The organism is Streptomyces hilarionis (assembly GCF_024539675.1).
Classification (GTDB): Bacteria; Actinomycetota; Actinomycetes; order Streptomycetales; family Streptomycetaceae; genus Streptomyces; species Streptomyces hilarionis.
Map to the genome: position 1 here is coordinate 1 of NZ_JAHHIT010000111.1, position 22,519 is coordinate 22,519.

At 72.9% G+C, this 22,519-nt stretch carries 19 protein-coding genes; 12 read left to right on the top strand and 7 right to left on the bottom strand.

The window, feature by feature from the left end:
* Positions 1 to 129: 129 nt before the first annotated feature.
* The 8 genes from KMS84_RS25565 (at position 130) to KMS84_RS25600 (ending at position 6,320) form a co-directional block, all read left to right on the top strand.
* Positions 130 to 873 carry a class F sortase gene (locus KMS84_RS25565; protein ID WP_438818982.1) on the top strand — a complete coding sequence of 248 codons (744 nt, stop codon included), beginning with the start codon at positions 130 to 132 and terminating at the stop codon, positions 871 to 873.
* Between the two features lie 136 nt (positions 874 to 1,009).
* A complete protein-coding gene (locus KMS84_RS25570) occupies positions 1,010 to 2,164 on the top strand; it encodes a SchA/CurD-like domain-containing protein (RefSeq protein ID WP_256918799.1) in 1,155 nt (384 codons plus the stop codon).
* A gap of 76 nt (positions 2,165 to 2,240) precedes the next feature.
* Positions 2,241 to 2,684, top strand: coding sequence for a cupin domain-containing protein (locus tag KMS84_RS25575; protein ID WP_256918800.1), 444 nt, complete (start codon positions 2,241 to 2,243; stop codon positions 2,682 to 2,684).
* A complete protein-coding gene (locus KMS84_RS25580) occupies positions 2,681 to 3,949 on the top strand; it encodes a beta-ketoacyl-[acyl-carrier-protein] synthase family protein (protein WP_256918801.1) in 1,269 nt (422 codons plus the stop codon). Before KMS84_RS25575 ends, KMS84_RS25580 begins: the two co-directional genes overlap by 4 nt.
* Entirely contained in the window at positions 3,946 to 5,196 is a 1,251-nt protein-coding gene (locus KMS84_RS25585; RefSeq protein ID WP_256918802.1) for a ketosynthase chain-length factor, read from the top strand. Before KMS84_RS25580 ends, KMS84_RS25585 begins: the two co-directional genes overlap by 4 nt.
* A 35-nt stretch (positions 5,197 to 5,231) precedes the next feature.
* Entirely contained in the window at positions 5,232 to 5,486 is a 255-nt protein-coding gene (locus tag KMS84_RS25590; protein WP_069772250.1) for an acyl carrier protein, read from the top strand.
* A gap of 1 nt (position 5,487) precedes the next feature.
* Positions 5,488 to 5,967 (top strand): SRPBCC family protein, encoded by a 480-nt coding sequence (locus tag KMS84_RS25595; protein ID WP_256918803.1) that lies wholly within the window; start codon positions 5,488 to 5,490, stop codon positions 5,965 to 5,967.
* A gap of 20 nt (positions 5,968 to 5,987) precedes the next feature.
* Positions 5,988 to 6,320, top strand: a complete 333-nt coding sequence (locus tag KMS84_RS25600; protein WP_256918804.1) for a TcmI family type II polyketide cyclase — start codon at positions 5,988 to 5,990, stop codon at positions 6,318 to 6,320.
* 92 nt (positions 6,321 to 6,412) lie between these two features.
* Here KMS84_RS25600 and KMS84_RS25605 read toward each other — a convergent pair whose 3' ends face one another.
* From KMS84_RS25605 to KMS84_RS25630, 6 genes are all read right to left on the bottom strand, one after another.
* A complete protein-coding gene (locus KMS84_RS25605) occupies positions 6,413 to 7,480 on the bottom strand; it encodes a methyltransferase (RefSeq protein ID WP_256918805.1) in 1,068 nt (355 codons plus the stop codon).
* 116 nt (positions 7,481 to 7,596) lie between these two features.
* Positions 7,597 to 8,712, bottom strand: a complete 1,116-nt coding sequence (locus KMS84_RS25610) for a right-handed parallel beta-helix repeat-containing protein (protein ID WP_256918806.1) — start codon at positions 8,710 to 8,712, stop codon at positions 7,597 to 7,599.
* Positions 8,713 to 8,856: 144 nt separating this feature from the next.
* Positions 8,857 to 11,115: a sensor histidine kinase gene (locus tag KMS84_RS25615; protein WP_256918807.1), complete on the bottom strand. Its 2,259-nt coding sequence runs from the start codon at positions 11,113 to 11,115 to the stop codon at positions 8,857 to 8,859.
* Positions 11,116 to 11,367: 252 nt separating this feature from the next.
* On the bottom strand, positions 11,368 to 12,567 hold the full coding sequence (locus KMS84_RS25620) for a sugar ABC transporter permease (protein WP_256918822.1): 1,200 nt from the start codon (positions 12,565 to 12,567) through the stop codon (positions 11,368 to 11,370).
* Between the two features lie 5 nt (positions 12,568 to 12,572).
* Complete coding sequence (locus KMS84_RS25625; RefSeq protein WP_438818983.1) at positions 12,573 to 13,355, bottom strand: ATP-binding cassette domain-containing protein; 783 nt, start codon at positions 13,353 to 13,355, stop codon at positions 12,573 to 12,575.
* Between the two features lie 16 nt (positions 13,356 to 13,371).
* On the bottom strand, positions 13,372 to 14,460 hold the full coding sequence (locus KMS84_RS25630) for a sugar ABC transporter substrate-binding protein (RefSeq protein ID WP_256918809.1): 1,089 nt from the start codon (positions 14,458 to 14,460) through the stop codon (positions 13,372 to 13,374).
* A 121-nt stretch (positions 14,461 to 14,581) separates the two neighbouring features.
* Between KMS84_RS25630 and KMS84_RS25635 the strand changes: the two genes are divergently transcribed.
* Both KMS84_RS25635 and KMS84_RS25640 read left to right on the top strand, forming a co-directional pair.
* Positions 14,582 to 16,927 carry a SpoIIE family protein phosphatase gene (locus tag KMS84_RS25635; protein ID WP_256918810.1) on the top strand — a complete coding sequence of 782 codons (2,346 nt, stop codon included), beginning with the start codon at positions 14,582 to 14,584 and terminating at the stop codon, positions 16,925 to 16,927.
* Positions 16,927 to 18,006: a sugar ABC transporter substrate-binding protein gene (locus KMS84_RS25640; protein ID WP_256918811.1), complete on the top strand. Its 1,080-nt coding sequence runs from the start codon at positions 16,927 to 16,929 to the stop codon at positions 18,004 to 18,006. The genes KMS84_RS25635 and KMS84_RS25640 overlap by 1 nt, the downstream gene beginning before the upstream one ends.
* A 13-nt stretch (positions 18,007 to 18,019) precedes the next feature.
* Here the strand turns inward: KMS84_RS25640 and KMS84_RS25645 are convergent, their stop codons facing one another.
* Positions 18,020 to 18,304, bottom strand: a complete 285-nt coding sequence (locus tag KMS84_RS25645; protein WP_256918812.1) for a zinc-ribbon domain-containing protein — start codon at positions 18,302 to 18,304, stop codon at positions 18,020 to 18,022.
* 206 nt (positions 18,305 to 18,510) lie between these two features.
* On the opposite strand from KMS84_RS25645, the gene KMS84_RS25650 reads away from it, so the two are divergent.
* Together KMS84_RS25650 and lanKC are read left to right on the top strand one after the other, a co-directional pair.
* Positions 18,511 to 19,491, top strand: coding sequence for an NHL repeat-containing protein (locus KMS84_RS25650; protein ID WP_256918813.1), 981 nt, complete (start codon positions 18,511 to 18,513; stop codon positions 19,489 to 19,491).
* A gap of 295 nt (positions 19,492 to 19,786) precedes the next feature.
* Positions 19,787 to 22,399 (top strand): class III lanthionine synthetase LanKC, encoded by a 2,613-nt coding sequence (gene lanKC, locus KMS84_RS25655; protein ID WP_256918814.1) that lies wholly within the window; start codon positions 19,787 to 19,789, stop codon positions 22,397 to 22,399.
* Positions 22,400 to 22,519 lie beyond the last annotated feature (120 nt).

A 22,519-nucleotide genomic window follows, 5' to 3' on the forward strand; every position in this document is an offset into this window, starting at 1 on the left:
CGCGCACGGCGTGGCCTGACCCATGCCGGTCGCGATAGCGAAGCCGCGGCCGCCGCGCGCGCCCCGCGCGGCGGCCCGGCTCGCCTCCCGCCCCGCACCCGCTGCCGCGTCCTTGTGAGGTAACCCCCGATGGCAGTCCGCCCGACCCCAACCCCTTCCCCCTCCGATCCCTCCGGCGGTGAGCCGGGGTCCGCCGAAGAGGGGGGCTCCCGCACCGGCCTGATGATGGTCTGCGCCTCGATCGCCGTGGTCGTGGCGCTCGCGCTGGCCGGCGGCAACGACGCCCCCTCCGGCACGGCCAGCCCGCCGCACGTCCCGCCCGCCGCCTCGGCGCCGGCGAACGCGCCGGACGGGCCCAGGGCCGACACGCCGCGGGGGCAGGCCCCGCCCGCGCCCGACGACCGGGCGGCCGGGAAGCACCTGCCGCGCTCACGGCCCGTACGGCTGCTCATCCCCAAGATCGCGGTCGACGCCCCCTTCACCGACCTGGCCATCGGCCCCAGCGGACGGCTGGACCCGCCTCCCGCGAACGACGTCAACCTCGTCGGATGGCACGCCAAGGGAGCCTCCCCCGGGGAGAGCGGCACCGCGATCATCGCCGGACACGTCGACACCAAGACGTCCCCGGCCGTCTTCGTACGCCTGGGCGAACTGGCCAAGGGCGATCTGTTCCACGTCATGAGGGCCGACGGCACCCGGGCGACCTTCCGGGTCGACAGCGTGGAGACCTTCGCCAAGGACGACTTCCCGAGCGAACGGGTGTACGGCGACACGGCGCAGGCCCAGGTGCGTCTGATCACCTGTGCGGGCGACTACGACCGGCAGGTCAAGGACTACACGGACAACCTCGTCGTCTTCGCCCACCTCGTCTGAGGTTCACCCGGCCGGTCACCCGCGTAGTTCATCCGACTCGCGCGCTTGCGGGGACGGGCACAGGATCGAGGAACGCTGACGTCGCATCACCGCGGCCGACGTTCACTTCCCCCTCCGAGAAGGAGATGTGCGCAGGATGACCACCACGTCCGAACGTGTTGCAGGTTCGCGGACGCGACAGGCGTCGCAACGCGTCTCCCAGTCCGTGTTCGACGGCTCCCGGCTGCGCGTCGTCCTCCTGGTCGACGTCTACGACGGGGCCCAGCAGCAGTTCCTGGAGGCCTACGAGCAGCTCTGCAACCAGGTCGCGTCCGTCCCCGGGCATGTCAGCGACCAGCTGTGCCAGTCCATCGAGAACCCCTCCCAGTGGCTCATCACCAGCGAGTGGGAGAGCGCCCCGCCGTTCCTCGCCTGGGTCAACAGCGAGGAGCACGTGCGGATGGTGGAGCCGCTGCACAGCTGCGTGCGCGACACCCGGTCGCTGCGCTTCCACGTCGTCCGCGAGACGGGCGGCCCGGCGGACGGCGCGCAGGGCCAGCGCCGGCTCCAGTCGTCGCCCCGGATCGGCGACGGCATGATCCGGCACGCGCTGACCTTCACGGTCAAGCCGGGCAGCGAAGACATCGTTGCCAAGATCCTCGCCGACTACGCCTCGCCCGAGCCGAAGGTCGACGACACCACCCGGCTGTGCCGCACCTCGCTGTTCATGCACGGCAACCGGGTGGTGCGGGCCATCGAGGTGCGGGGCGACCTGCTGTCCGCGCTGCGCCACGTCTCCCGGCAGCCCGAGGTGCGGGCCGTCGAGGAGGCCATCAACCCCTATCTGGAGCAGGACCGGGACCTCAACGACCCCGAGTCCGCGCGGGTGTTCTTCACCCGGGCCGCGCTGCCGGCCGTCCACCACGTCACGGCGGACCGGCAGGACGAGCGGGCCGAGCGCTACGCCCTGTGCTACCCGACCCGGCCGGACCGTGGAATGAAGCTGGCCGAGCTGCTCGCCCGGCAGGACGAGGCGGCCGCGGACGACCCGGCCAACCCGGTCCTGCGCAGCACGATCTTCCAGCGCGACGACGTCGTCGTCCGGCTGATCGACGTGCGCGGCGGGCTCGACGGCGCCGACCCCGTGCAGGCCCTCGGCCTGGCCGACCCGGAGCAGGTGGCCGAGCTGACCCTGCTCCAGGACGACGCGGGCGCGCCCGACCGGTCCGCCGGGAAGGACGTCCGGCTCGCGCGGTTCCTGGAGCTCGCGCGTATGGACCTCGTCACCGACCGCCGGTCGCCCGAGGCCTGATCCCCCATCACGTGGTCCGGGGCGGGGACCTCCCGCCCCCTCCCACGCCGGCGCAGTACACCATCGGAGGAACGTCGTGATCACATCCCGTCCCAGAGTCGTGGATCTCAGCGAGGTCGAGCCCAACACCCGGCGCGGCGGCGACCTGCGCGCCATGCTCACCCCCGTCACGGTCGGCTCGACCAGCGGGTTCATGGGCGTCGCGCTCATCAAGCCGGGCGACCGGATCGCCGAGCACTACCACCCGTACTCCGAGGAGTTCGTGTACGTGGTGTGCGGGCAGCTGGAGGTGGACCTCGACGGCGAGGCGCAGGCGCTGCAACCCGAGCAGGGGCTGATGATCCCCGTCGGCATGCGGCACCGCTTCCGCAACGTCGGCAACGTCGAGGCCCGCATGGTCTTCCACCTCGGTCCGCTGGCCCCGACCCCGCCGCTCGGCCACGTCGACACCGAGGAGGCCGACGCCGAGCCCGTGGTGATCGGTTCCGAGGCGGCCGCCCGACGTCAGGTCCGGTCATGACCAGACGCGTCGCGGTCACCGGCATAGGCATCGTCGCCCCCGGCGGCATAGGCGTGCCGGCGTTCTGGAAGCTGCTGGCCGAGGGGCGCACGGCGACGCGCGGCATCACGTTCTTCGACCCGGCCGGTCTGCGCTCGCGGATCGCCGCCGAGTGCGACTTCGACCCGGCGGCCCACGGCCTGGACGCCCACGACGTCGAACGGTGCGACCGCTACATCCAGTTCGCGCTCGCCGCCGGGGACGAGGCCGTCCAGGACGCCGGTCTGGACCTCGCCGCGGAGAACCCGTGGCGGGTCGGCGTCTCCCTGGGCACCGCGGTCGGCGGCACCACCCGGCTGGAGAAGGACTACGTCCTCGTCAGCCACGGCGGGCAGCGCTGGGACGTGGACCACCGCGAGGCGGCCCCGCAACTGCACCGTGCCTTCACCCCCAGCACGCTGGCCTCCACGGTGGCGGAGCGGTTCGGGGCGCGCGGACCGGTGCAGACCGTCTCCACCGGCTGCACCTCCGGACTGGACGCGGTCGGCTACGCCTTCCACACCGTCGAGGAGGGCCGGGCCGACATCTGCATCGCCGGCGCCTCGGACTCGCCGATCTCTCCCATCACCATGGCCTGCTTCGACGCCATCAAGGCCACCTCGTCCAACAACGACGACCCCGCCCACGCCTCGCGTCCCTTCGACGCGGACCGCGACGGGTTCGTCATGGGCGAGGGCGGCGCCGTGCTCGTCCTGGAGGAGCTGGAGCACGCCCGGGCCCGCGGCGCCCACGTCTACTGCGAGCTGGGCGGGTACGCCACCTTCGGCAACGCGTACCACATGACCGGTCTGACCAGCGAGGGTCTGGAGATGGCCCGGGCCATCGAGGACGCCCTCGACCACGCGCGGATCGACGCCGGCGCGGTCGACTACGTCAACGCGCACGGCTCGGGCACCAAGCAGAACGACCGTCACGAGACGGCCGCGGTGAAGCGGGTCCTGGGCGCGCACGCCTACGACACCCCGATGAGCTCCATCAAGTCCATGGTCGGCCACTCCCTGGGCGCGATCGGCGCGATCGAGCTCGTCGCCTGCGTCCTGGCGCTGGCCCACCAGGTCGTGCCGCCGACCGCGAACTACGAGACGCCCGACCCCGAGTGCGACCTGGACTACGTCCCGCGCGTGGCCCGTGAGCGCAAGCTGCGCAGCGTGCTCTCGGTGGGCAGCGGGTTCGGCGGCTTCCAGTCCGCGGTGGTCATGAACCGGCCGAGGGAGAAGACACGATGAGCGAACCCTTTCAACGACGCGCGGTCGTCACGGGAATCGGCGTGGTCGCGCCCAACGGAGCCGGCACGGAGACCTTCTGGAAGTCGACCCGGGAAGGCATCAGCGTGCTGGACCGGGTCACCCGCGAGGGCTGCGAGCATCTGCCGCTGCGCGTGGCGGGCCAGGTCCGCGACTTCGACCCGTCGGCCGCGGTCGAGGAGCGCTACCTCGTCCAGACCGACCGGTTCACGCACTTCGCGATGGCCGCCGCCGACCAGGCGCTGGACGACGCCGGCCTCAGCCGGACCGAGACCGACGCCGCGCCGTTCTCCGTCGGCGTGGTCACCGCGGCCGGCTCCGGCGGCGGCGAGTTCGGCCAGCGCGAACTCCAGCAGCTGTGGGGCAAGGGCAGCCGCCATGTCGGCCCCTACCAGTCCATCGCCTGGTTCTACGCCGCGAGCACCGGCCAGATCTCCATCCGCCGCGGCTTCAAGGGCCCCTGTTCGGTAGTCGCCGCCGACGAGGCGGGCGGGCTGGACGCCCTCGCGCACGCCGCGCGCGCCGTGCGCCGCGGCACCGACGTGATCGTGGCCGGGGCGACCGAGGCGCCGATCGCGCCGTACTCGGTCGTCTGCCAGCTCGGCTACGAGGAGCTCTCCACGGTCGATGACCCCACCCGCGCCTATCGTCCCTTCACCTCCGCGGCCTGCGGGTTCGTGCCGGCCGAGGGCGGCGCCATGGTGGTGGTGGAGGCCGCGGAACCGGCCCGGGCGCGCGGCGCGCGGGTGCGGGCCGTCCTCGCCGGACACGCGGCGACCTTCACCGGCGCCTCGCGCTGGGCGCAGTCCCGGGAAGGACTCGCCCAGGCCGTGCGGGGGGCCCTGGAGGAGGCCGACTGCGCCCCGGAGGAGATCGACGTGGTCTTCGCCGACGCCCTCGGCGTCCCCGAGGCGGACCGCGCCGAGGCGCAGGCCATCGTCGACGCGCTGGGCCCGCACGGGACCAGGGTGCCCGTCACCGCGCCGAAGACCGGCATCGGGCGGGGGTACTGCGCGGCGCCGCTGATGGACGTCGCGGCGGCGGTGCTCACGTTGGAGCACGGCCTGATCCCCCCGACCCCCAACGTCTTCGACGTCTGCCATGACCTCGACCTCGTGACCGGCCGCGCCCGCACCGCCGAGGTGCGCACGGCACTGGTCCTGAGCCGGGGACTCATGGGGTCGAACTCGGCGCTGGTGCTCCGGCACGGCGCCGTCGACGCCTCGTAGCGAGGCGCCGCTCAGCCAGGAGAGAAGAGGAACCGATGACCGACCGCATCACCGTGGAAGAGCTGGCCGAACTCATGAAGAAGTCCGCCGGCGTCACCGTCGCCCCGGACCGGCTCCGCGAGCCCGAGACCGGCTTCGACACCCTGGGCGTCGACTCGCTGGGGCTGCTGGGCATCGTGGGCGAGCTGGAGAACCGGTACGGCACCCCGATGCCGCCCGACGCCGAACGCTCCAAGACGCCCCGCGAGTTCCTCGACCTCGTCAACAGCGCCCTCATGACAGGAGCCTGAGATGACCGGACACACACAGAACGAGATCACCATCGCGGCGCCCCTGGACCTCGTCTGGGAGATCACCAACGATCTGGAGAACTGGCCGCGGCTGTTCACCGAGTACGCGTCCGTCGAGATCCTCTCCCGGGAGGGACGCAGGACGACGTTCCGGCTGACCATGCACCCGGACGAGAACGGCACCGTGTGGAGCTGGGTCTCCGAGCGCGAGCCGGACCGCGAGTCGCGCACGGTCAAGGCCCGCCGGGTCGAGACCGGCCCGTTCGACCACATGAACATCCACTGGCGCTACGAGGAGGTCCCGGGCGGCACGCGGATGGTGTGGACGCAGGACTTCGCGATGAAGCCCGAGGCTCCGGTCGACGACGACTGGATGACCGACAACATCAACCGCAACTCCAAGGTCCAGATGGGCCTGATCCGGGATCGCATCGAGAAGGCCGCCGCCGAACGCGGCGCCACTCCCGGACTGACCGACTGAGCCGGACGGAGAACGGTCCCATGCACCAGGCCCTCATCGTCGCCCGGATGGCCCCCGGATCGGCCCCCGACATCGCCAAGGTCTTCGAGGAGTCCGACCGGGGAGAGCTGCCGCACCTCGTCGGCGTCGTCCGGCGCAGCCTCTTCCAGTTCGGCGACGTGTACATGCACATGATCGAGGCGGAGCGCGATCCCGGCCCCGCGATCGCGAAGATCACCGGGCACCCCGAGTTCCGGGACGTGAGCGAACGGCTGTCCGCGTACGTCAGCGCGTACGACCCCGAGACCTGGCGTTCCCCCAAGGACGCCATGGCGCAGCGCTTCTACCTCTGGGAGCGCGAGCCGGCCGGCTGACCGCGCCGACCGTCACCGGTCGCCGGGCCCGCGGCGCTGCGGGCCCGGCGACCGGTGGTCTGCGGGGTGACGAAGGGGAGCGGGGGCCGAGGTCAGCCGCCGACGTGGCAGTCGAACGCGTGCAGGTAGGGGTTGACCGGGCTGACGTCGTCGATGACCAGCCCCGCGTCCGTCAGCCGCGACACCATGCTCTCGGTGGTGTGCTTGGCGCCGCCGACGTTGAGCAGCAGCATCAGGTCCATGGCGGTGCTGAACCGCATGGACGGCGTGTCGTCGACGAGGTTCTCGATCACCACGACCCGCGCTCCGGGCCCGCCCGCCTCGCGGACGTTGCGCAGTGTGCGGGCGGTGCTCTCGTCGTCCCACTCGAGGATGTTCTTGATGACGTAGACGTCGGCCTGCACCGGCACGCCCTCGCGGACGTCGCCCGGCACGACGCGCGCCCGGTCGGCCAGGTCGCCGCCGGGCAGCAGCCTCGGCAGCGCGTTCTCCACCACCCGGGGGAGGTCGAGCAGGGCCCCGCGCATCGCCGGGTACTTGTCCAGCAGGCTCGCCACCACATGCCCCTGGCCGCCGCCGAGGTCGGCGACCGACGAGCACCCCGACAGGTCGAGGAACTCCGCCACGTCCCGCGCCGACTGCACGCTGGACGTCGTCATGGCGCGGTTGAAGACGTCGGCCGACTCCGGGGCGTCCTCGTTCAGGTAGGGGAAGAACTCCTTGCCGTACAGGTCCTGCACGACGTTGCGGCCGGTGCGCACGGCCTCGTCCAGCAGCGGCCAGGCGTCCCAGGTCCAGGGCTCGGTGCACCACAGGGTGATGGCGCGCAGGCTGCCCGGGTCGTCCTCGCGCAGCAGCCGGGAGACGTCGGTGTGCGCGAACGTCCCGTCGGCCTGCTCGGCGAAGACGCCGTAGCAGGACAGGGCCCGCAGGAGCCGCCGCAGCGGCTTGGGCTCGGTCTTCACCGCGGCCGCGAGGTCCGCCACGGGCATGGGGGCGTCGCCGAGGGCGTCGGCGACGCCCAGCCGGGCGGCCGCGCGCAGGGCGGCGGCGCAGGCCGCCCCGAACGCGAGCTCCCTCAGCCGCATGGACGGGGGCGGGACGGGGGGCGCCCCCTGCGCCTGCGGGTCCGAGAGTGGGGGAGGCTGAACGGTCGTCATCTGCCGCCTTCTTTCCTGCCTGGGTTACTGAAGTGCGTGAGGTGCCCGAGGCGCCCGAAGGACCTCAGGGGCTGAGGTGCCCGGTGCCTGCGCGAACGGCTGTGGTCGGCTGCCGCTCAGCACAGGCCGGCGGGCTGCGAGGCCCGGCACGAGTTGCCTTCGAAGGTGTTGCCCTTGCCGGCGGTGTCCGTGTTCACCAGGTCCGCGGGGGAGTTGCCGCGCAGGTCGTTGTCGGCGATGCGGTTGCGGTCGCTGGTGGTGCCCACGAAGCTCTTGAACAGGACGATGCCGCCGGAGAGCGGGGACGTGCCGACGTTGTCCTCGATCACGTTGTGGGTGATCAGGTTGTCCTCGGCGCCGGTCAGCACGATTCCGGAGCCCTGGAGGGCGTCCAGCCGGGCGGTCTTGGGGCAGGACTTGTTGTTGCGCACGATGCGGTTGTCGCGCACGGTCACGAGCCCGGCCTTCGGCTTGTTCTCGTCGCCGACGACGAACACGGCGGCGCAGTTGCCGGTCAGGTGGTTGTGCGCGACGGTGAGGTTGCGCAGCCGGCGCACGGTGACGCCGATCCGGTTGCCCTCCAGCCGGTTGCGGTCGACCACGGTTCCGTCCGTGTCCGTGGCGCCCTGCTCCTCCTTGACGCTGTTGGCGAGGAAGAGACCGGCGTCGCCGTTGTCCCGGGCGGTGTTGCCCCGGAACACGCCCCGCACGGAGCCCTCCTGCGCGATGCCCCAGACCCCGTTCTTCACGGCGGTCACGCCCCGCACGGTGAGGCGGTCGGTCGCCGTGGCGTAGACGCCGTTGCGGGTGAAGCCGGAGACGGTCAGGGCGGCGACGGTGACGCCCTCGACGCGGTGGTCCTTCGTGCCGACGACGCAGATGCCGTTGCCGCCGGCGGCGCAGGTGTCGGCGGCGGCGCGCGCGGCCTTCGACGCGCCGGCGGCCGTCGACGCGCCGGCGGCGGTCGCGGCGCCCGCGGCCGGTTCGAGCACCGTGTGCCGGCCCATGCCCCGCAGGGTCAGCCCGGGCGTGCTCAGGGTGACGCTCTCGTGGTGGACGCCGGGGGTCAGCAGGACCGTGTCGCCGGGCTCGGCGGCGTCCACCGCCTTCTGGATCGACTCCCCGGGCCTGACCAGGTGGACCGTGTGCGCGGCGACGGGAGGGGCGGCTCCGAGGCCCGTGCCGAGGAGCGCCGCCGTGCACGCCAGATATGCGATATGGCATTTCTTCATATTGCTGACGTTATGACCGGAAAGGCTCGGGAGTGGGACGATGGTCCATCCGGCGGCGTGTCACGCCGCCGGGTGCACCGCCCGCGGGGTAAGGAGCCGTGGCCGTCGGGCGGACGGTCCGTGGTCGCGGCCGTGGCCGTGGGGTCAGGAGGAGCGGCGGCCCCGGCCGCCGGAGGCGCGCCGGGGGAGGGGACGGGGGCGGGCCGAGGCGGGCGGCGCCTCCTCGGCGGGCCGTGTCCCGGCCGGTTCGTCCTGCCAGGACTCGTAGTCGCTGAACGCGTCGCCGGAGTCGGAGCCGCCGCCGAGGGAGGCCAGGGCGTCCGCGTGGCGGGACTCCGGGACGTTCTTGACCATGGCCAGCGTCAGGGTGTCGGAGTCGGGCCGGGCGTCGGCGGAGCGGTGGGCGAGGGTGTCGGGCAGCATGACGAGGGAGGTCGTCCCCGACCGTTCGCCGGACGGGCGCAACTGCACGCGGATGCCGTGCCGTTCGGCCAGCCGGCCGACCACGAACAGGCCCATCTGCTGGGAGATGTCGACGTCGACGGTCGGCGGATTGGCCAGCTTGTGGTTGATCGTCGCGAAGTCGTCCGCCGCCAGGCCGATGCCCTCGTCGTGGATCTCGACCATGATCCGGCCGTCGGGCAGCCGGGCCGCGGTCACCCGCACCTCGGAGCGGGGGGACGAGAACACCGTGGCGTTCTCCAGCAGTTCGGCCAGCAGGTGCACGAGGTCGGTCACGGCGCTGCCCTGGATCTGCACCTCCGGCAGACCGGAGGACCGGATGCGCTCGTACTGCTCCACCTCCGAGGAGGCCGCGCGGATGACGTCGACGAGCGGCAGCGGCCGGTCCCAGGCCTGCGCGGGCTTCTCCCCGCCGAGCACCAGGAGGTTCTCGCCGTTGCGGCGCACGCGGGTGGCCAGGTGGTCCAGCCGGAAGAGGTTCTCCAGCTGCTCCGGGTCGGTCTCGTTGTCCTCCAGGCTGGTGATCAGCGCGAGTTGACGCTCAATCAGGGACTGGCTGCGGCGCGAGAGGTTGGTGAAGATGGCGTTGATGTTGCCGCGCAGCAGGGCCTGTTCGGCGGCCAGCCGGACGGCCTCGCGGTGGACGTGGTCGAAGGCCCGGGCGACCTCGCCGATCTCGTCGGTGGTGTGGATCGGGATCGGCGTCACCCGGGTGTCGACCTGACCCGCGTCGGGCCGCGACATCTCGTCGATGAGACCCGGGAGGCGCTTTCCGGCGATCTCGATGGCGGAGGCGCTCAGCCGGCGCATGCCGGTGCTCATGGTCCGCGCCACCCAGGAGGCGAGAAGGAAGGCGGCGAGCACGGCGGCGAGCACGAGCGCGGTGTTGGTGATCGCGTCGCGCCGCGCGTCGTCGGCGATGTCCTGGGCGCTCGCCAGCGCGGCGTCGGTGAGGTTCACCTGGATGCTCCGGTAGGCGTCGAAGCCCAGGGTGGACGCGGCGAAGAACGACTCGGGAGTGATGCCCTTCGCGGCGAGCTCGTCGGCCGGCTTCCCGGCGGAGATCTCGGTGATCATGTCCGTGATGGGGGGCGGGCTCACGTAGGTGCGTCCGGCCGCCGCCGCCTTCGCGGCGGCGTCGGCGCTCTGCTGCTCGCCGCGTGCCTCGGCGGCGGCGAGAGCCTGTTGCAGCCGCGCCATGTCCTCGGCGGTGCCGGCGCCGGCGAACTCCTGGAGCCCGACCTGCTCGAGGTAGGCGTAGGAGCGGAACGAGGCGAGCTGGACCTCCAGTTCCCCCGGGGCGAGCGCGGCGCGGTCCTCGACCAGCAGGTGGGTGCCGATCGACCGGATCAGTGACTCGGCGGCCTGCGTCAGGGACACGGCGTAGAGGGTGCGGCCGTAACTCGCCTGGTTGCTGCTGCCGAAGCCGAGTTCGTTGGACAGCTCCATCAGCGGGTGCTGGACGGTGTGGTAGCTCTCCTCCGTCTGCACTCCGGACATCCGGGGGGTGAACGCGTTGGCCCGCACGGCGGCGAGCTGCTTCTCGCCGTTGCGGACGAGTTGCACGCGCCGCAGCAGGCCGCTGGTCGCGGGGATCCGGGCCACCGCCCGGTCGAAGGCGGCGGCGTCCGCGTCGGTCGTGCTGCGGGCCTGGACGACGGCGTCTGAGGCCTTCTTCTCGGTCAGCAGGGGGATGACCGACACATCGCGCTCGTTGATCGCGTCGCTGGCGTACTTGTTCGCCGCCTGGACGAGTTCGGCCACCCGGACCGCGTCGTCGGCGTCCTGCCAGGTGTCCACCGAGCGTTTCACCCGCACGCCCCCCAGCACGAGGGCGACGAGCACCGGAATGAGCAGAACGGCCCGCAGCCGTCGGCCCACCGGCCAGTTGCTGGTGAGGGACCTTCTTCGTCCCTCCGCTGTGGGTGAGGTGTTCGGCACGGTCGTCCTATCGCCTGGAACGCGTGGCGCGTGACGCGCCGTTCCCCTCACTACGGCGCGACGGCGGCGCTGCGTTCAAAAGTGGTGCAAGTTTCACCAAAGTCGGAACGGCACCACCGTAGACCGAAAGGCGTCGCCGCACAGCCGAACGGCGATACACATGTCCGCACAAAGTCGCGCCGCGTCCCGCGGGTCCGGCCGCGACTCCTCCCGGCCCCGTCGAGCGGCGCGCCGAGCCCGCCCGCGCGTCCCTCAGGCCCGGCCGTGGGCCTCCTGGGAGCGCCGCGACAGCGAGTCGACGACCACCGCGGCGAACAGCACCCCGCCCGTGATGACGAACTGGACGGCGGGGGGAGTGTCCGTGATCGCCATGCCCGAGGCGATCGACTGGATGACCAGTATGCCGAGCACCGCCGACCAGGTGGTGCCGCGCCCGCCGAACAGGCTGGTGCCCCCGATGACGGCCGCCGCGATGGCGTTGACCAGCAGCACGCCCGACCCCGACGTCTGGCTCACCGAGGTGATCCGCGACGCCAGGAAGAGCCCGCCGAGCGCGGCCATGGTCCCCGAGGTCGCGAGGACCGCCGTCTGCACCCACGTCACGTCGATGCTCGCGCGGCGGGACGCCTCGATGCTGCCGCCGAGCGCGTAGACCTGCCGTCCGTAGTGCGTGCGGCGCAGAACGACGTCGAGGGCCGCGACCAGCACCAGGAAGATCAACAGGGCCAGCGGCAGCCCCTGGAAACGGTTGAGCGCGTACGCGACGGAGAACGAGAGCACCGCGACGCCCCCGGTGCGCACCAGGACGGCGCGCAGCGAGCGGTGCGGCATGCCGAGGGCCCGGCGGCGGCGCCGGTCCCGGTCGGCCACGAGGAAGACCGCTGCCGCGGCGACCGCCGCCAGGCCGTAGGCCACGGCGTCGTGGGTGAAGTAGTAGCTGGTCAGCCGGGCGACCAGGCCGTCCTCGTCGAGGTTGACGGTGCCGCTGTCCCCGAGCACGGACAGCATCAGGCCGTTCCAGGTGAGCAGCCCGGCGAGCGTGACCACGAACGCCGGCACCCGGGTCCTGGCGACCGAGTAGCCCTGCACCGTCCCCGCGACGGTGCCCACGAGCACCGCGACGACCAGGGCGAGCCACTCCGGTACCCCGTGGTTCACGTTCAGCACGGCGAAGACCGCCGCCGCCAGGCCGCTGATCGACCCGACGGACAGGTCGAGCTGACCGAGCAGCAGCACGAAGACGATGCCGACCGCGATCAGCCCCGTGCCCACGATGTCCACGCTGATGTTGGACAGGTTGCGCGGCGAGAGGAAGTTCTGGTTGAGGCACTGGAAGGTGATCCAGACGACGGCCAGGACGAGGACCACGGGGAGCGACCCCGGTTCGCCGGCGCGCAGCCTGCGCCGGACGACCTCGACCGCGCCGTGCGCGCCCCGGGCGACGGCCCGCATGCTCTTCACCACCCCGCCTCCCGGCCGGCCGGCCGGCGGGGCACGTTCTGCGTGGCGCCGGTGATGGACGAGACGATCTGCTCCTGCGACGCGGTGTTCACGTCGAAGAAGCCGTTGTTGCGGCCCAGTCGCAGGACCGCGGCGCGGTCCGCGAGCGCCTTCACGTCGCCCATGTTGTGGCTGATGAGAAGGACGCCGAGGCCGCGGTCCCGCAACCGGTCTACCAGGTCGAGGACCTCGGTGGTCTGCTCGAAGCCCAGCGCGGCCGTGGGTTCGTCCAGGAGGAGCACGCGCGGGTCGCCCAGGAGCGAACGGGCGATGGCGACCGTCTGCCGCTGGCCGCTGGAGAGCGAGACGACCGGGCCGCGCAGATCGGGCAGTCCTCTGGTCAGCCGTTCCAGCAGCTGCCTGGTGCGCCGTTCCATCTCCACCTCGTCCAGGAACCCGAACCGGCGGATCTCCCGGCCCAGGAACAGGTTCCCGACGACGTCGAGGTTCCCGCACAGCGCGAGGTCCTGGTAGACGGCGGCGATGCCCAGGTCCCGGGCGTCGTGCGGCCGCCGGATGTGCACCGGCCGGCCCTGCCACTCGATGACGCCCCTCTCCGCCGGGGCGACCCCGGAGATCGCCTTGACCAGGGTGGACTTGCCGGCCCCGTTGTCCCCGAGGAGCGCGACGACCTGACCGGAGTGGATCTCCAGCTCGATGTCCGTGAGCACCTCGACGACGCCGAAGCGCTTGCACACCCCGCGCAGGGCCAGCAAGGGGGGATCCGGCACGGGAACCACCTCCTCGGTCCGCGGGTCAGGTCAGACCGGCCCGGGCGCAGGCGGCGCGCAGCCGCGGCACGCAGATCTGCCCGACCGTGTGCAGGCCGTCCTTGACGACCGTGTCACCGATGTTGTCGACCGTCACCGACACCGGGGCGAGCAGCACCGAGGCGACCGCCTCCCCGTCGCGCGTCGGCACCTCGCCGGTGGCCACCGGCCCGAGGCTCTCCCCCCGCGCCGCCGCCACCGCCATGGCGCCTCCCGCCGCGGCCTCGGGGCCGAACGGCTTGAACACGGTCATGTACTGGTCGCCGCCGACGATCCGCCGCAGCGCCGACAGCTCGGCGTCCTGCCCGGTGACCGGCGGCAACGGGGCGACCTTGTTCGCCTTCAGGGCGGAGATGCTCCCGCCGGCCAGGCCGTCGTTGGCAGCGTAGACGCCGTCGATCGCGTCGTCGCCCAGGGCCGCGAGCGCGCCGGACATGTTCACGTGGGCGGTCTCCGGCCGCCACTGCGGGGTGTCGTAGGTCTTGCCGATCCTCACCTTCCCGTCGAGCACCGACAGCGCGCCCCGCCGGAACGCCCGGGCGTTGGGATCGCCGGGATCGCCGTTCATCATCACGATCTGGGCGCCCGGCACCTTGTCGCCCATCGCCTTCAGCAGCGCGCGGCCCTGGAGCCGGCCCACCTCCACGCCGTCGAAGGAGACGTAGCCGGAGATCGGGCCCTCGGCGAGGCGGTCGTAGGCGATGACGGGGATGTCGGCGGCGTGGGCCTCGGAGACGGTGGGGGCCAGCGCCCGGGCGTCCACGGCGACGAGCACGACGGCGTCCATCCCCCTGGTGATCATCGCGTCCATCTGCTCCTGCTGGAGGGCCACATCGCCCTTGGCGTTGGCGTGTTCGACCGTGCAGGTCGCGCACAGCTCCCGGATCCGCTTCTCCAGCAGGGGCCGGTCCTGCGTCTCCCAGCGCGAGGTCGTGGCGTCCGGCAGCAGCAGACCGATGCGCGGTCCGCTCCGGCCGGCGGGCCCGCCGCCCGTGTCCGCCCCGCAGCCCGCCAGCACGATCGCGGTGCAGACGGCCGTCACGGCGGCGGCGGTGTCCCGTATGCAGGCCTTCATGGGCGATACCTGCCGTAGACGACAATAAGGTGGATGTGTTCGGTTGATCCGTATATGCGATTCTGGTGGGTGGGTGCCCCGATCTCAACCTGTCGGCACCTGCGGCAGGACGGGAGGTACGGTGCGCAGATGCCTCGACCGGGCCCTGACCTTCGCCGGAGCGACGCAGGCCGCGGTCTACGCGCCCGACGCCGGCGACGGGTCGCTCCGGTTGCTGGACGCGTCCGGGGACGCTCCCCAGGGGGCCGCGCCGCCGGACCGTCTGACGCTGTCGGGCGACTCGCCCGCCGCCCGCGCCTACCGGACCGACCGGCCCCTGTGGCTCACCGCCCGGCCCCCGCTCGGCGCGCTGCCCCTCGACGCCAACGGCAGACGGCTGGGCTGCCTCGTCGTGCGGGGCGCGGAAGACGGCTTCGACGTCGAGCAACGCCAGTTCCTGGAACGCTACGCCGACGCGCTCGCCGTGCTCCTGCGACCGCTCGCGGACACGCCCACCCCTGCCCCCCTGCTCGCCCCCGCCCTGCGCAGCCTGCGCGTCGGGTCCTTCGTCCTGTTCCCCGACACCGGCCTGATCGAGGCCGACGAGACGCTTCTGGACCTGGTCGGCATCACCCCGGACGACTTCGACGGCAAGGTCGACACCCTCCTCGCCCACGCCCTGCCGGAGGACATGCACGCCCTGATGTCGGTCCTGGAGCCGTCCACCCAGGCCTTCGTCCGACGGGACCTGGAGTTCCGCGTCCGCGGCCCCACCGGCGAGATGCGCTGGCTGAGCCTGAGCTGCCGCGTCGAGGGAGGCTCCCCCGAAGCTCCCGGAGAGGTCCTGGGCGTGGTGACGGCCACCCCGGTCCTGCGCCGCGGTACCGACGACGTCGCCCGCATCCAGTGGCTGACCGCGGCCCTCGACGAGGCGGCCACCGTCCGCGACGTCGGCCGCGTCGTGGTCGCCGCCCTGCGCGAGCCGCTGGGCGCGGACCGGGTGGCGCTCGCCGCGCTCCAGGACGACCGGCTCCTGGTCACCGTCCTCGACCCGCCCCAGCCCACCGCCTGGCCGGAGGTGTGGCGCAGCGAATGGCGCACGGAGTGGCCCGACGCGCCGCTGCGCGCCCTGCCCACCCTCCAGGCCGCCCTGCGCGACGGCCGCATGGACCTGTGGCCCGCCGGCACCGCCTTCGAACCCGGACTGACCGGCGTCGGCGACGGCGGACTGGCCGTGCTGCCGCTGCCCGCCAAGGGCCAGGTCGCCGGGGTGTGCCTGGTCGGCTGGGAGCGCCGCCACGAGTTCGTCCCCGAGGAACGCTCCCTGCTCACCGCCACCGCCGCCCTGGTCGGCCAGGCCCTCAAGCGGGCCCACGCCCACGACGCCGAGCAGGAACTCGCCACCATGCTCCAGCGCAGTCTGCTGCCCCGGCGGCTGCCCGAACTGCCCGGCGGCACCGCCGTCGCCCGCTATCTGCCCGCCAAGCGGGGCCTACAGGTGGGCGGCGACTGGTACGACGTCATCGCCCTGTCCGAGGACCGCGTGGCGCTGGTCATCGGCGACGTCCAGGGCCACAGCGCGGGCGCCGCGACGATCATGGGGCAGATGCGCACCGCGGTCCGGGCCTACGCCATGGAGGGCCACCCGCCCGACGTCGTCGTCTCGCACGCCAACCGGCTCCTCGTCGCCATGGAGACCGACCTCTTCGCCACCTGCTGCTACGCCGAACTCGACATGGAGGAGGGCAACACCCTCTTCGTCCGGGCCGGGCACCTCGCCCCCCTGGTCCGCCGCCCCGACGGCGTCACCGAGGAGATCGAGGTGGCGGGCGGCCCCCCGCTGGGCATCCTCGCCGAGGCGGACTTCCCCATGACGGCCGTCGAACTGGCCCCCGGAACGGTCCTCGCCCTGGTCACCGACGGTCTCGTCGAGGCCGCCGACCTGCCCCTGGACGAGGGCATGCGCCGCACCCGCGCCGCGCTGGCCGCGGCCGACCCCGTCGATCCGGGCGCCATGGCCGACGCGCTGCTCGGCGACGCCGGCCGCCGCGAGGACGACGTGGCGCTGCTGCTCCTGCGCTACGACGGCATGCGGACCCGCCCCATCCGGGCGGGCTGGATGGTGTGGCGGCTGCCCGACGCGGTCATGCACGCCCGCCGCTTCACCGCGCGCACCCTGCGCCGCTGGAAGGTCCAGGAGGCCGCCGACGCCGTGCTGCTGGTCGTCTCCGAACTCGTCACCAACGCCCTGGTGCACACCCAGGGACCGGTCCGGCTCGACCTCATCCTGCGCGGCGACCGGGTGCGCGTCTGCGTGAGCGACTCCTCGCCCCGCGCGCCCGCCAAGCCCGTCATCGTCGACTGGGAGTCGACCGGCGGGCGCGGCCTGCTGCTCGTCGAGGCCATGTCGGACGCGTTCGGCTCGGTGCCGGTGGCCGGCGGCAAGCAGGTGTGGAGCGAGATCGCCGTGCCGGAGGGAGCGCCGTGATGATCCGCCGGCAGCACGTGGTCGCGGTGCTCGCCGCGGCTCTCCTCGCGATTCCCCTGGTCTCCTGCGGCGGCGGGCAACAGCCGGCCCGGGACGGCTTCACCGTGGGCCTGCTGCTGCCGAGCCGCACGGTCCCGCGCTGGGAGCACTCCGACCGGCCGCTGATCGAGGCGCAGGTCAGGAAGCTGTGCCCGCGCTGCACGGTGGAGTACGCCAACGCCGAGAGCGACGTGACCAGACAGCGCCAGCAACTGGTCTCCATGGTGACCAAGGGGGCCAAGGTCCTCATCCTCGACGCCGCCGACACCCGGGCGGTCCGCTCCTCCGTGCAGGAGGCGCACCGGGCGGGCGTCAAGGTCATCGCCTACGACCGCCTCGCCGAAGGCCCGGTCACCGGCTACGTCGGCTTCGACGCCGCGCACATCGGCCGGCTCCAGGGCGAGGCGCTGCTCGAGGGCATGGGGCGGCGGGCCGGGGGAGGGGACGTCGTCATGATGAACGGCGACCCGTCCGGTCCCAACGCGGCCTGGTACAAGAAGGGCGCGCTGGCCGTCCTGTCAGGCAAGGTGAGGATAGCCCGGTCCTACGACACCCTCGACTGGAGCACCCAGAACGCCCACGCGAACATGTCCGCCGCCATCGCGGCCCTCGGCCCGGACCGCATCGACGGCGTCCTCGCGGCCAACGACTCGATCGCGGCCGGCGTCGTCGCCGCCCTCAAGAGCGCCGGCGTCACGAAGCTCCCGCCCGTCACCGGCCAGGACGCCGACCTCGACGCCGTACGACGCATCGTCAAGGGCGAGCAGTACATGACGGTGTACAAGCCGTTCAAGGACCAGGCGGCCGCCGCGGCCGCCATGGCGGTCGCCGTCGGCAGGGGCGAGGATCCCGCCGACGACACGACCACGACCACCGACAGCCCCACCACCACCGGCATCCCGTCGGTCCTGCTCACGGCGGACGCGGTCACGGTCGACGACATCGAACGCGTCCTGGTCGACCACGGCGTCTACACCGTCGCCCGCATCTGCACCCCGCAGCTGCGTGCCGCGTGCGACCGAGTGGGACTCACCGGGTGAGGATCGCGCCGCGTCAGTGCTGGTACGGCTGCTGCTGCGGCTGACCGTAGGCCTGGCCCGCGCCCGTCCCCTGGGCGAGCAGCTGGTCCGCCTGCTCCTTGGTCACCTTCTGCTCCGCGCCGCAGAAGGTGCACTGCGTGGCGTACTTCGTCGAGATCGGGAACAGCGGCACGAAGAACAGCGTGAACTTCGTGACCCGCTTTCTGAGGGTGTGCGCGGCGGGGTTGCCGCACCGGCCGCACACCAGCGTCAGTATCGCCAGCTGGTAGAGGTATCCCTTGGTGCCGAAGATGATCACGTGGTGCTTCCTTCTGGAGTGGCGTCGCTCTGCACGGCACAGTCTGCTGCATGCCCCCTCACCCGCGTGAGCGGCAGCCGGGTCCATGCCGTGGGCCACGCGGGCGACCTCCCGGCCACGACTGCGGCGGCCGTCCGGGCGGCGAGGCGATGGTCGTCTGGCCGCCGTGCGGCGGCATGCCCCACGTCCCAGCAAGGAAGGGCCCCATGCCACGAGTTCCCCGTCCGGCGGTCGCCGCCGTCGCCGTTCTCGCCCTCGGCGCGCTGGCCGCCGCCCCCGCCCCCGCAGACGGACCGGCCGTCACCGAACCGCGCGTCGCCGCCCACCTCGATCTCGCCCGGGGGCAGTCGCCCGAGAACATCGCGCTCGCCCCCGACGGCTCCGCCGACCTGACGCTCTCCAACGCCCGGCAGGTCGTCAACGTCACCCGGGAGGGCCGCACCCGGCTCCTCGCGACGCTGCCCGCGGTCGCGAACCCGCACACGCCCGTCGTCGGCGCGGCCGTCGTCCTGGGCATCGCCCGGGCCCAGAACGGCACCCTGTTCGTCACCTACGCGACCGGCACCGCCGCGACCGGCATCTGGCGCATCCCCGCCCACGGCGGCAGGCCCCGGCAGATCGCCCAGCTGCCGCCGACCGGCTTCCCCAACGGTCTCGCCCTCGACGAGCGCCGGGGCGTGCTCTACGCCGCCGACTCCGTGCTGGGCACCGTCTGGCGCGTCCCGCGCGCCGGGGGAACGCCCACGGCCTGGGCCACCGGAGCCGCGCTGGAGCCGCGCAACCCGAGGCCCGCGGCCAAGGTCGGCGTCAACGGGCTCCGGCTCCACCGCGGCGCCGTGTGGGTCTCCAACACCAACGCCGGGACGCTGCTGCGCATCCCCGTGCGCTCGGGCGGGGCCGCAGGCGAGGTGGAGACCCGGGCGACCCGGCTCTACGCGATCGACGACTTCGCCTTCCTCGAGCGGAACCGCGACACCGCCCTCGCCGCCATGACCGGCGGCAGCGAGGTCGAACTGGTCCGCCCGGACGGCGCCCACCACGTCGTTCTCACCCGGGCCGACGGACTGTCCAACCCGACCTCCGTCGCCGTCCGCGGCCGGACCGTGTACGTCACCAGCGCCGCGTACTTCACCCAGCGGGACCCGAACCTGCTGGTCGCCCGCGTCCACCAGCGCGCCCGGGACTGACGCCCGCCCGGCCGGGTCGCGCGACCGTTCGAGGCCCGGCCGGGCATCCATGCCCATGTCAGGCCTCGAACGCATATGCGCGGTGCAATTGAGGGTCGCAACCGCGAGGCGGTCGGGCTTCGCGCGCCCCGACGTGCGCGTCGAATGCGCTCTGCCGACCGGTGTCGGCCGTCCCTTACCTTCACATTGCAGGGCAAAGAGCGGTCATCATGCCACTCCTTGAGGAAGCGGCAGGAACGCACCGTGCGTACGAAAATCGCCCTGGAAGGGTCACCGGCAGCGTTGGGGGAGCGTTATGGACATGCGCTATGAGGCGTATGCGTACGCGGACAGGACGTTCTACGACTCACCGGTCCGCTGGGCCACCGCCGACGAGTTCGCCGCGGTCCGCGAGCCCATACCCGCCGGCTGGCTCGGCTCCGAGCGAGAGGTCTGGGCCGGCCGCACCCCCGACGACGTCGAACTGCCCGACCAGGGCTGGAAGATCCACGTCTCCGCCTGCCTGGACGACGCGGAGCGCATCCTCTCCCTCGTCAGCGCCTACTGCCTCCGCCACCGCGTGGCCTACAAGTTCCTGCGCAGCCCCGCCCTGGTGCAGACGCAGAACGCGAAATACGCCTCGCGCGGGTCCAGCGGCAAGTTCATGACCCTGTACCCGGTCGACGAAGGCGAGCTGAAACGTTGTCTCGTCGACCTCGACGAGGTCCTCACCGGCCTGCGAGGCCCCTACATCCTCAGCGACCTGCGCTGGCGCAACGGACCGCTGTACCTGCGCTACGGGGGCTTCACCGAGCAGTTCTGCCGTTCGGAGAGCGGCGAGCTCGTCCTGGCCCTGCGCGAGCCGTCGGGCCGGCTGCGCCCCGACGTGCGGCGCGCCGTCTTCGAGGTGCCCGACTGGGCCCCCGTCCCCGAGATCCTGGCGCAGGCGCTCGCCGACCGGGCCGCGACGAGCACGGGCGATTTCCCCTACACCGTGGAAAGAGCCCTGCACTTCTCCAACGGCGGGGGCATCTACCTGGCCCGGCCCTCCGCCGGCGGCGAGCAGGTGGTCCTCAAGGAGGCCCGCCCGCACGCCGGCCTCGACCAGCGCGGCGACGACGCCGTCTCCCGGCTCGGCAGGGAGCGGGACATCCTGCACCGTCTGGAGGGCGTGCCCTTCGCGCCCGCCGTGCTCGGCTACCACACCGCGTGGGAACACCACTTCCTGGTGCAGGAGTACATACCCGGCGAACCGCTGAACAGGTGGTTCGGGCAGCGCTACCCCCTGATCCATCCCGACCCCGACCCCGACGCGATCGCGCGCTACCGCGACGAGGCGCTGGGCGTCCTCGCCGGGATCGAGGAGGGGCTGCGCGCCATCCACGCCCGCGGCGTCGTCTTCGGCGACCTCCATCCGCGCAACCTGATCGTCCGCCCCGACGGACGCGTCTGCTTCGTGGACTTCGAACTGGCCTCGCCGGCGGACGCCTTCGTCAGACCCGGGCTCGGCGCGGCGGGCTTCGCGGCCCCGGCCGGCCTGGAGGGCTACGCGATCGACGACCACGCCCTCGACGCCCTCCGGCTGTGGATCTTCATGCCGCTCATCCAGCTCACGGCGCTGGACCCCGGCAAACGCGGTCAGCTGACCCGCGCCGCGTCCAGACGCTTCGCCCTGCCGGCCCCGCCGGACGACGGCCCCCTCCCCCCACGCTCCCCGGTCCCCGCGGCGCGCTCGGCGCCCCCGGAACCGGCCACCGACCCGGAGTTCGAGAGACTGTCGACACTGTTCAGCGGCGACCGCGCGGACTGGCCCGCGCTGCGGGACTCCCTCGCCGCGGCCATCACGGCGAGCGCGACCCCGGAACGCACCGACCGTCTCTTCCCCGGCGACCCCAGCCAGTTCACCCACGACGGCCTGGGCCTCGCCTACGGCGCGGCGGGTGTGCTGTGGGCCCTGCACACCGTGGGCGCCCCCGTGGCCGACGACCACGTCGAATGGCTGCTGGAAGCCGTCGCACGCCGGCCCTGCCGGCCCGGTCTCTACACCGGAGCCCACGGCGTGGCCTTCGCCCTGGACCGCCTGGGGCGCGTCCGCCAGGCGCACAACCTCCTCGACCGGCTCCTCAAGGAACCCCTCGACTCCCAGGGCAGCGACCTCGCGGGAGGCCTGCCGGGCATCGGACTGACGCTGCTGCACTTCGCCGGCACCACCTGCGACGCCTCCTTGCGGGCCGCGGCCGCCGACGTCGCCGAACGCCTCGCCGCCCGCCTGACCGCCGAGGCCGGCGCACCACCGCCCCACACACGCCCCGGCCTCCTGCACGGCCCCTCCGGCGCGGCCCTGCTCTTCCTGAGCCTGCACGACAGCACCGGCGACACGGGCTACCTCGACCTCGCCGACCAGGCCCTGCGCCTCGACCTCGCCCGGTGCGTCCTCGGCGAGGACGGCACCCTCCAGGTCGACGAAGGCAGCCGGGTGCTGCCCTACCTGGAGACGGGCAGCGCCGGCATCGCCGCCGTGCTGCACGCGGCGCTGCGCCACCGCCCGGACCCCGGACACCTCCGCAGCCTGCGACAGATGCGGCGGGCGGCCGAGCCCGAGTTCATCGTGCAGAGCGGCCTGTTCAACGGACGGGCGGGACTGATCCTGCTGCTCCACCTGCTCCGGGACGGCGCCGACGACCACGACGCGCTGATCCGGCGCCACATCCGGCGCCTGGTCTGGCACCTCGTCCCCCACCAGGGCCACGCGGCCTTCCCCGGCGAGCAGTTGCTGCGCCTGTCGATGGACCTCGCCACCGGATCCGCCGGCATCCTGCTGGCCCTGGGATCGGCCCTCGCCGACACCCCCGCACTGCCCTTCTGGACCGGACGACAGGTCGCGGATCCCGCACCCCTCACCGTCCCGGCCCGTCCCGAACAGACCTGACCCGACCCGAACAGACCTGACCGACGGTCTGCCCGCCGCGCACCGAGCGGCATCCCGCGGCCCTGGCCGCCGCGGCCCGAAGTTTCCGGCGCTCGCCGGAAAGCACCCATCACAGTGACA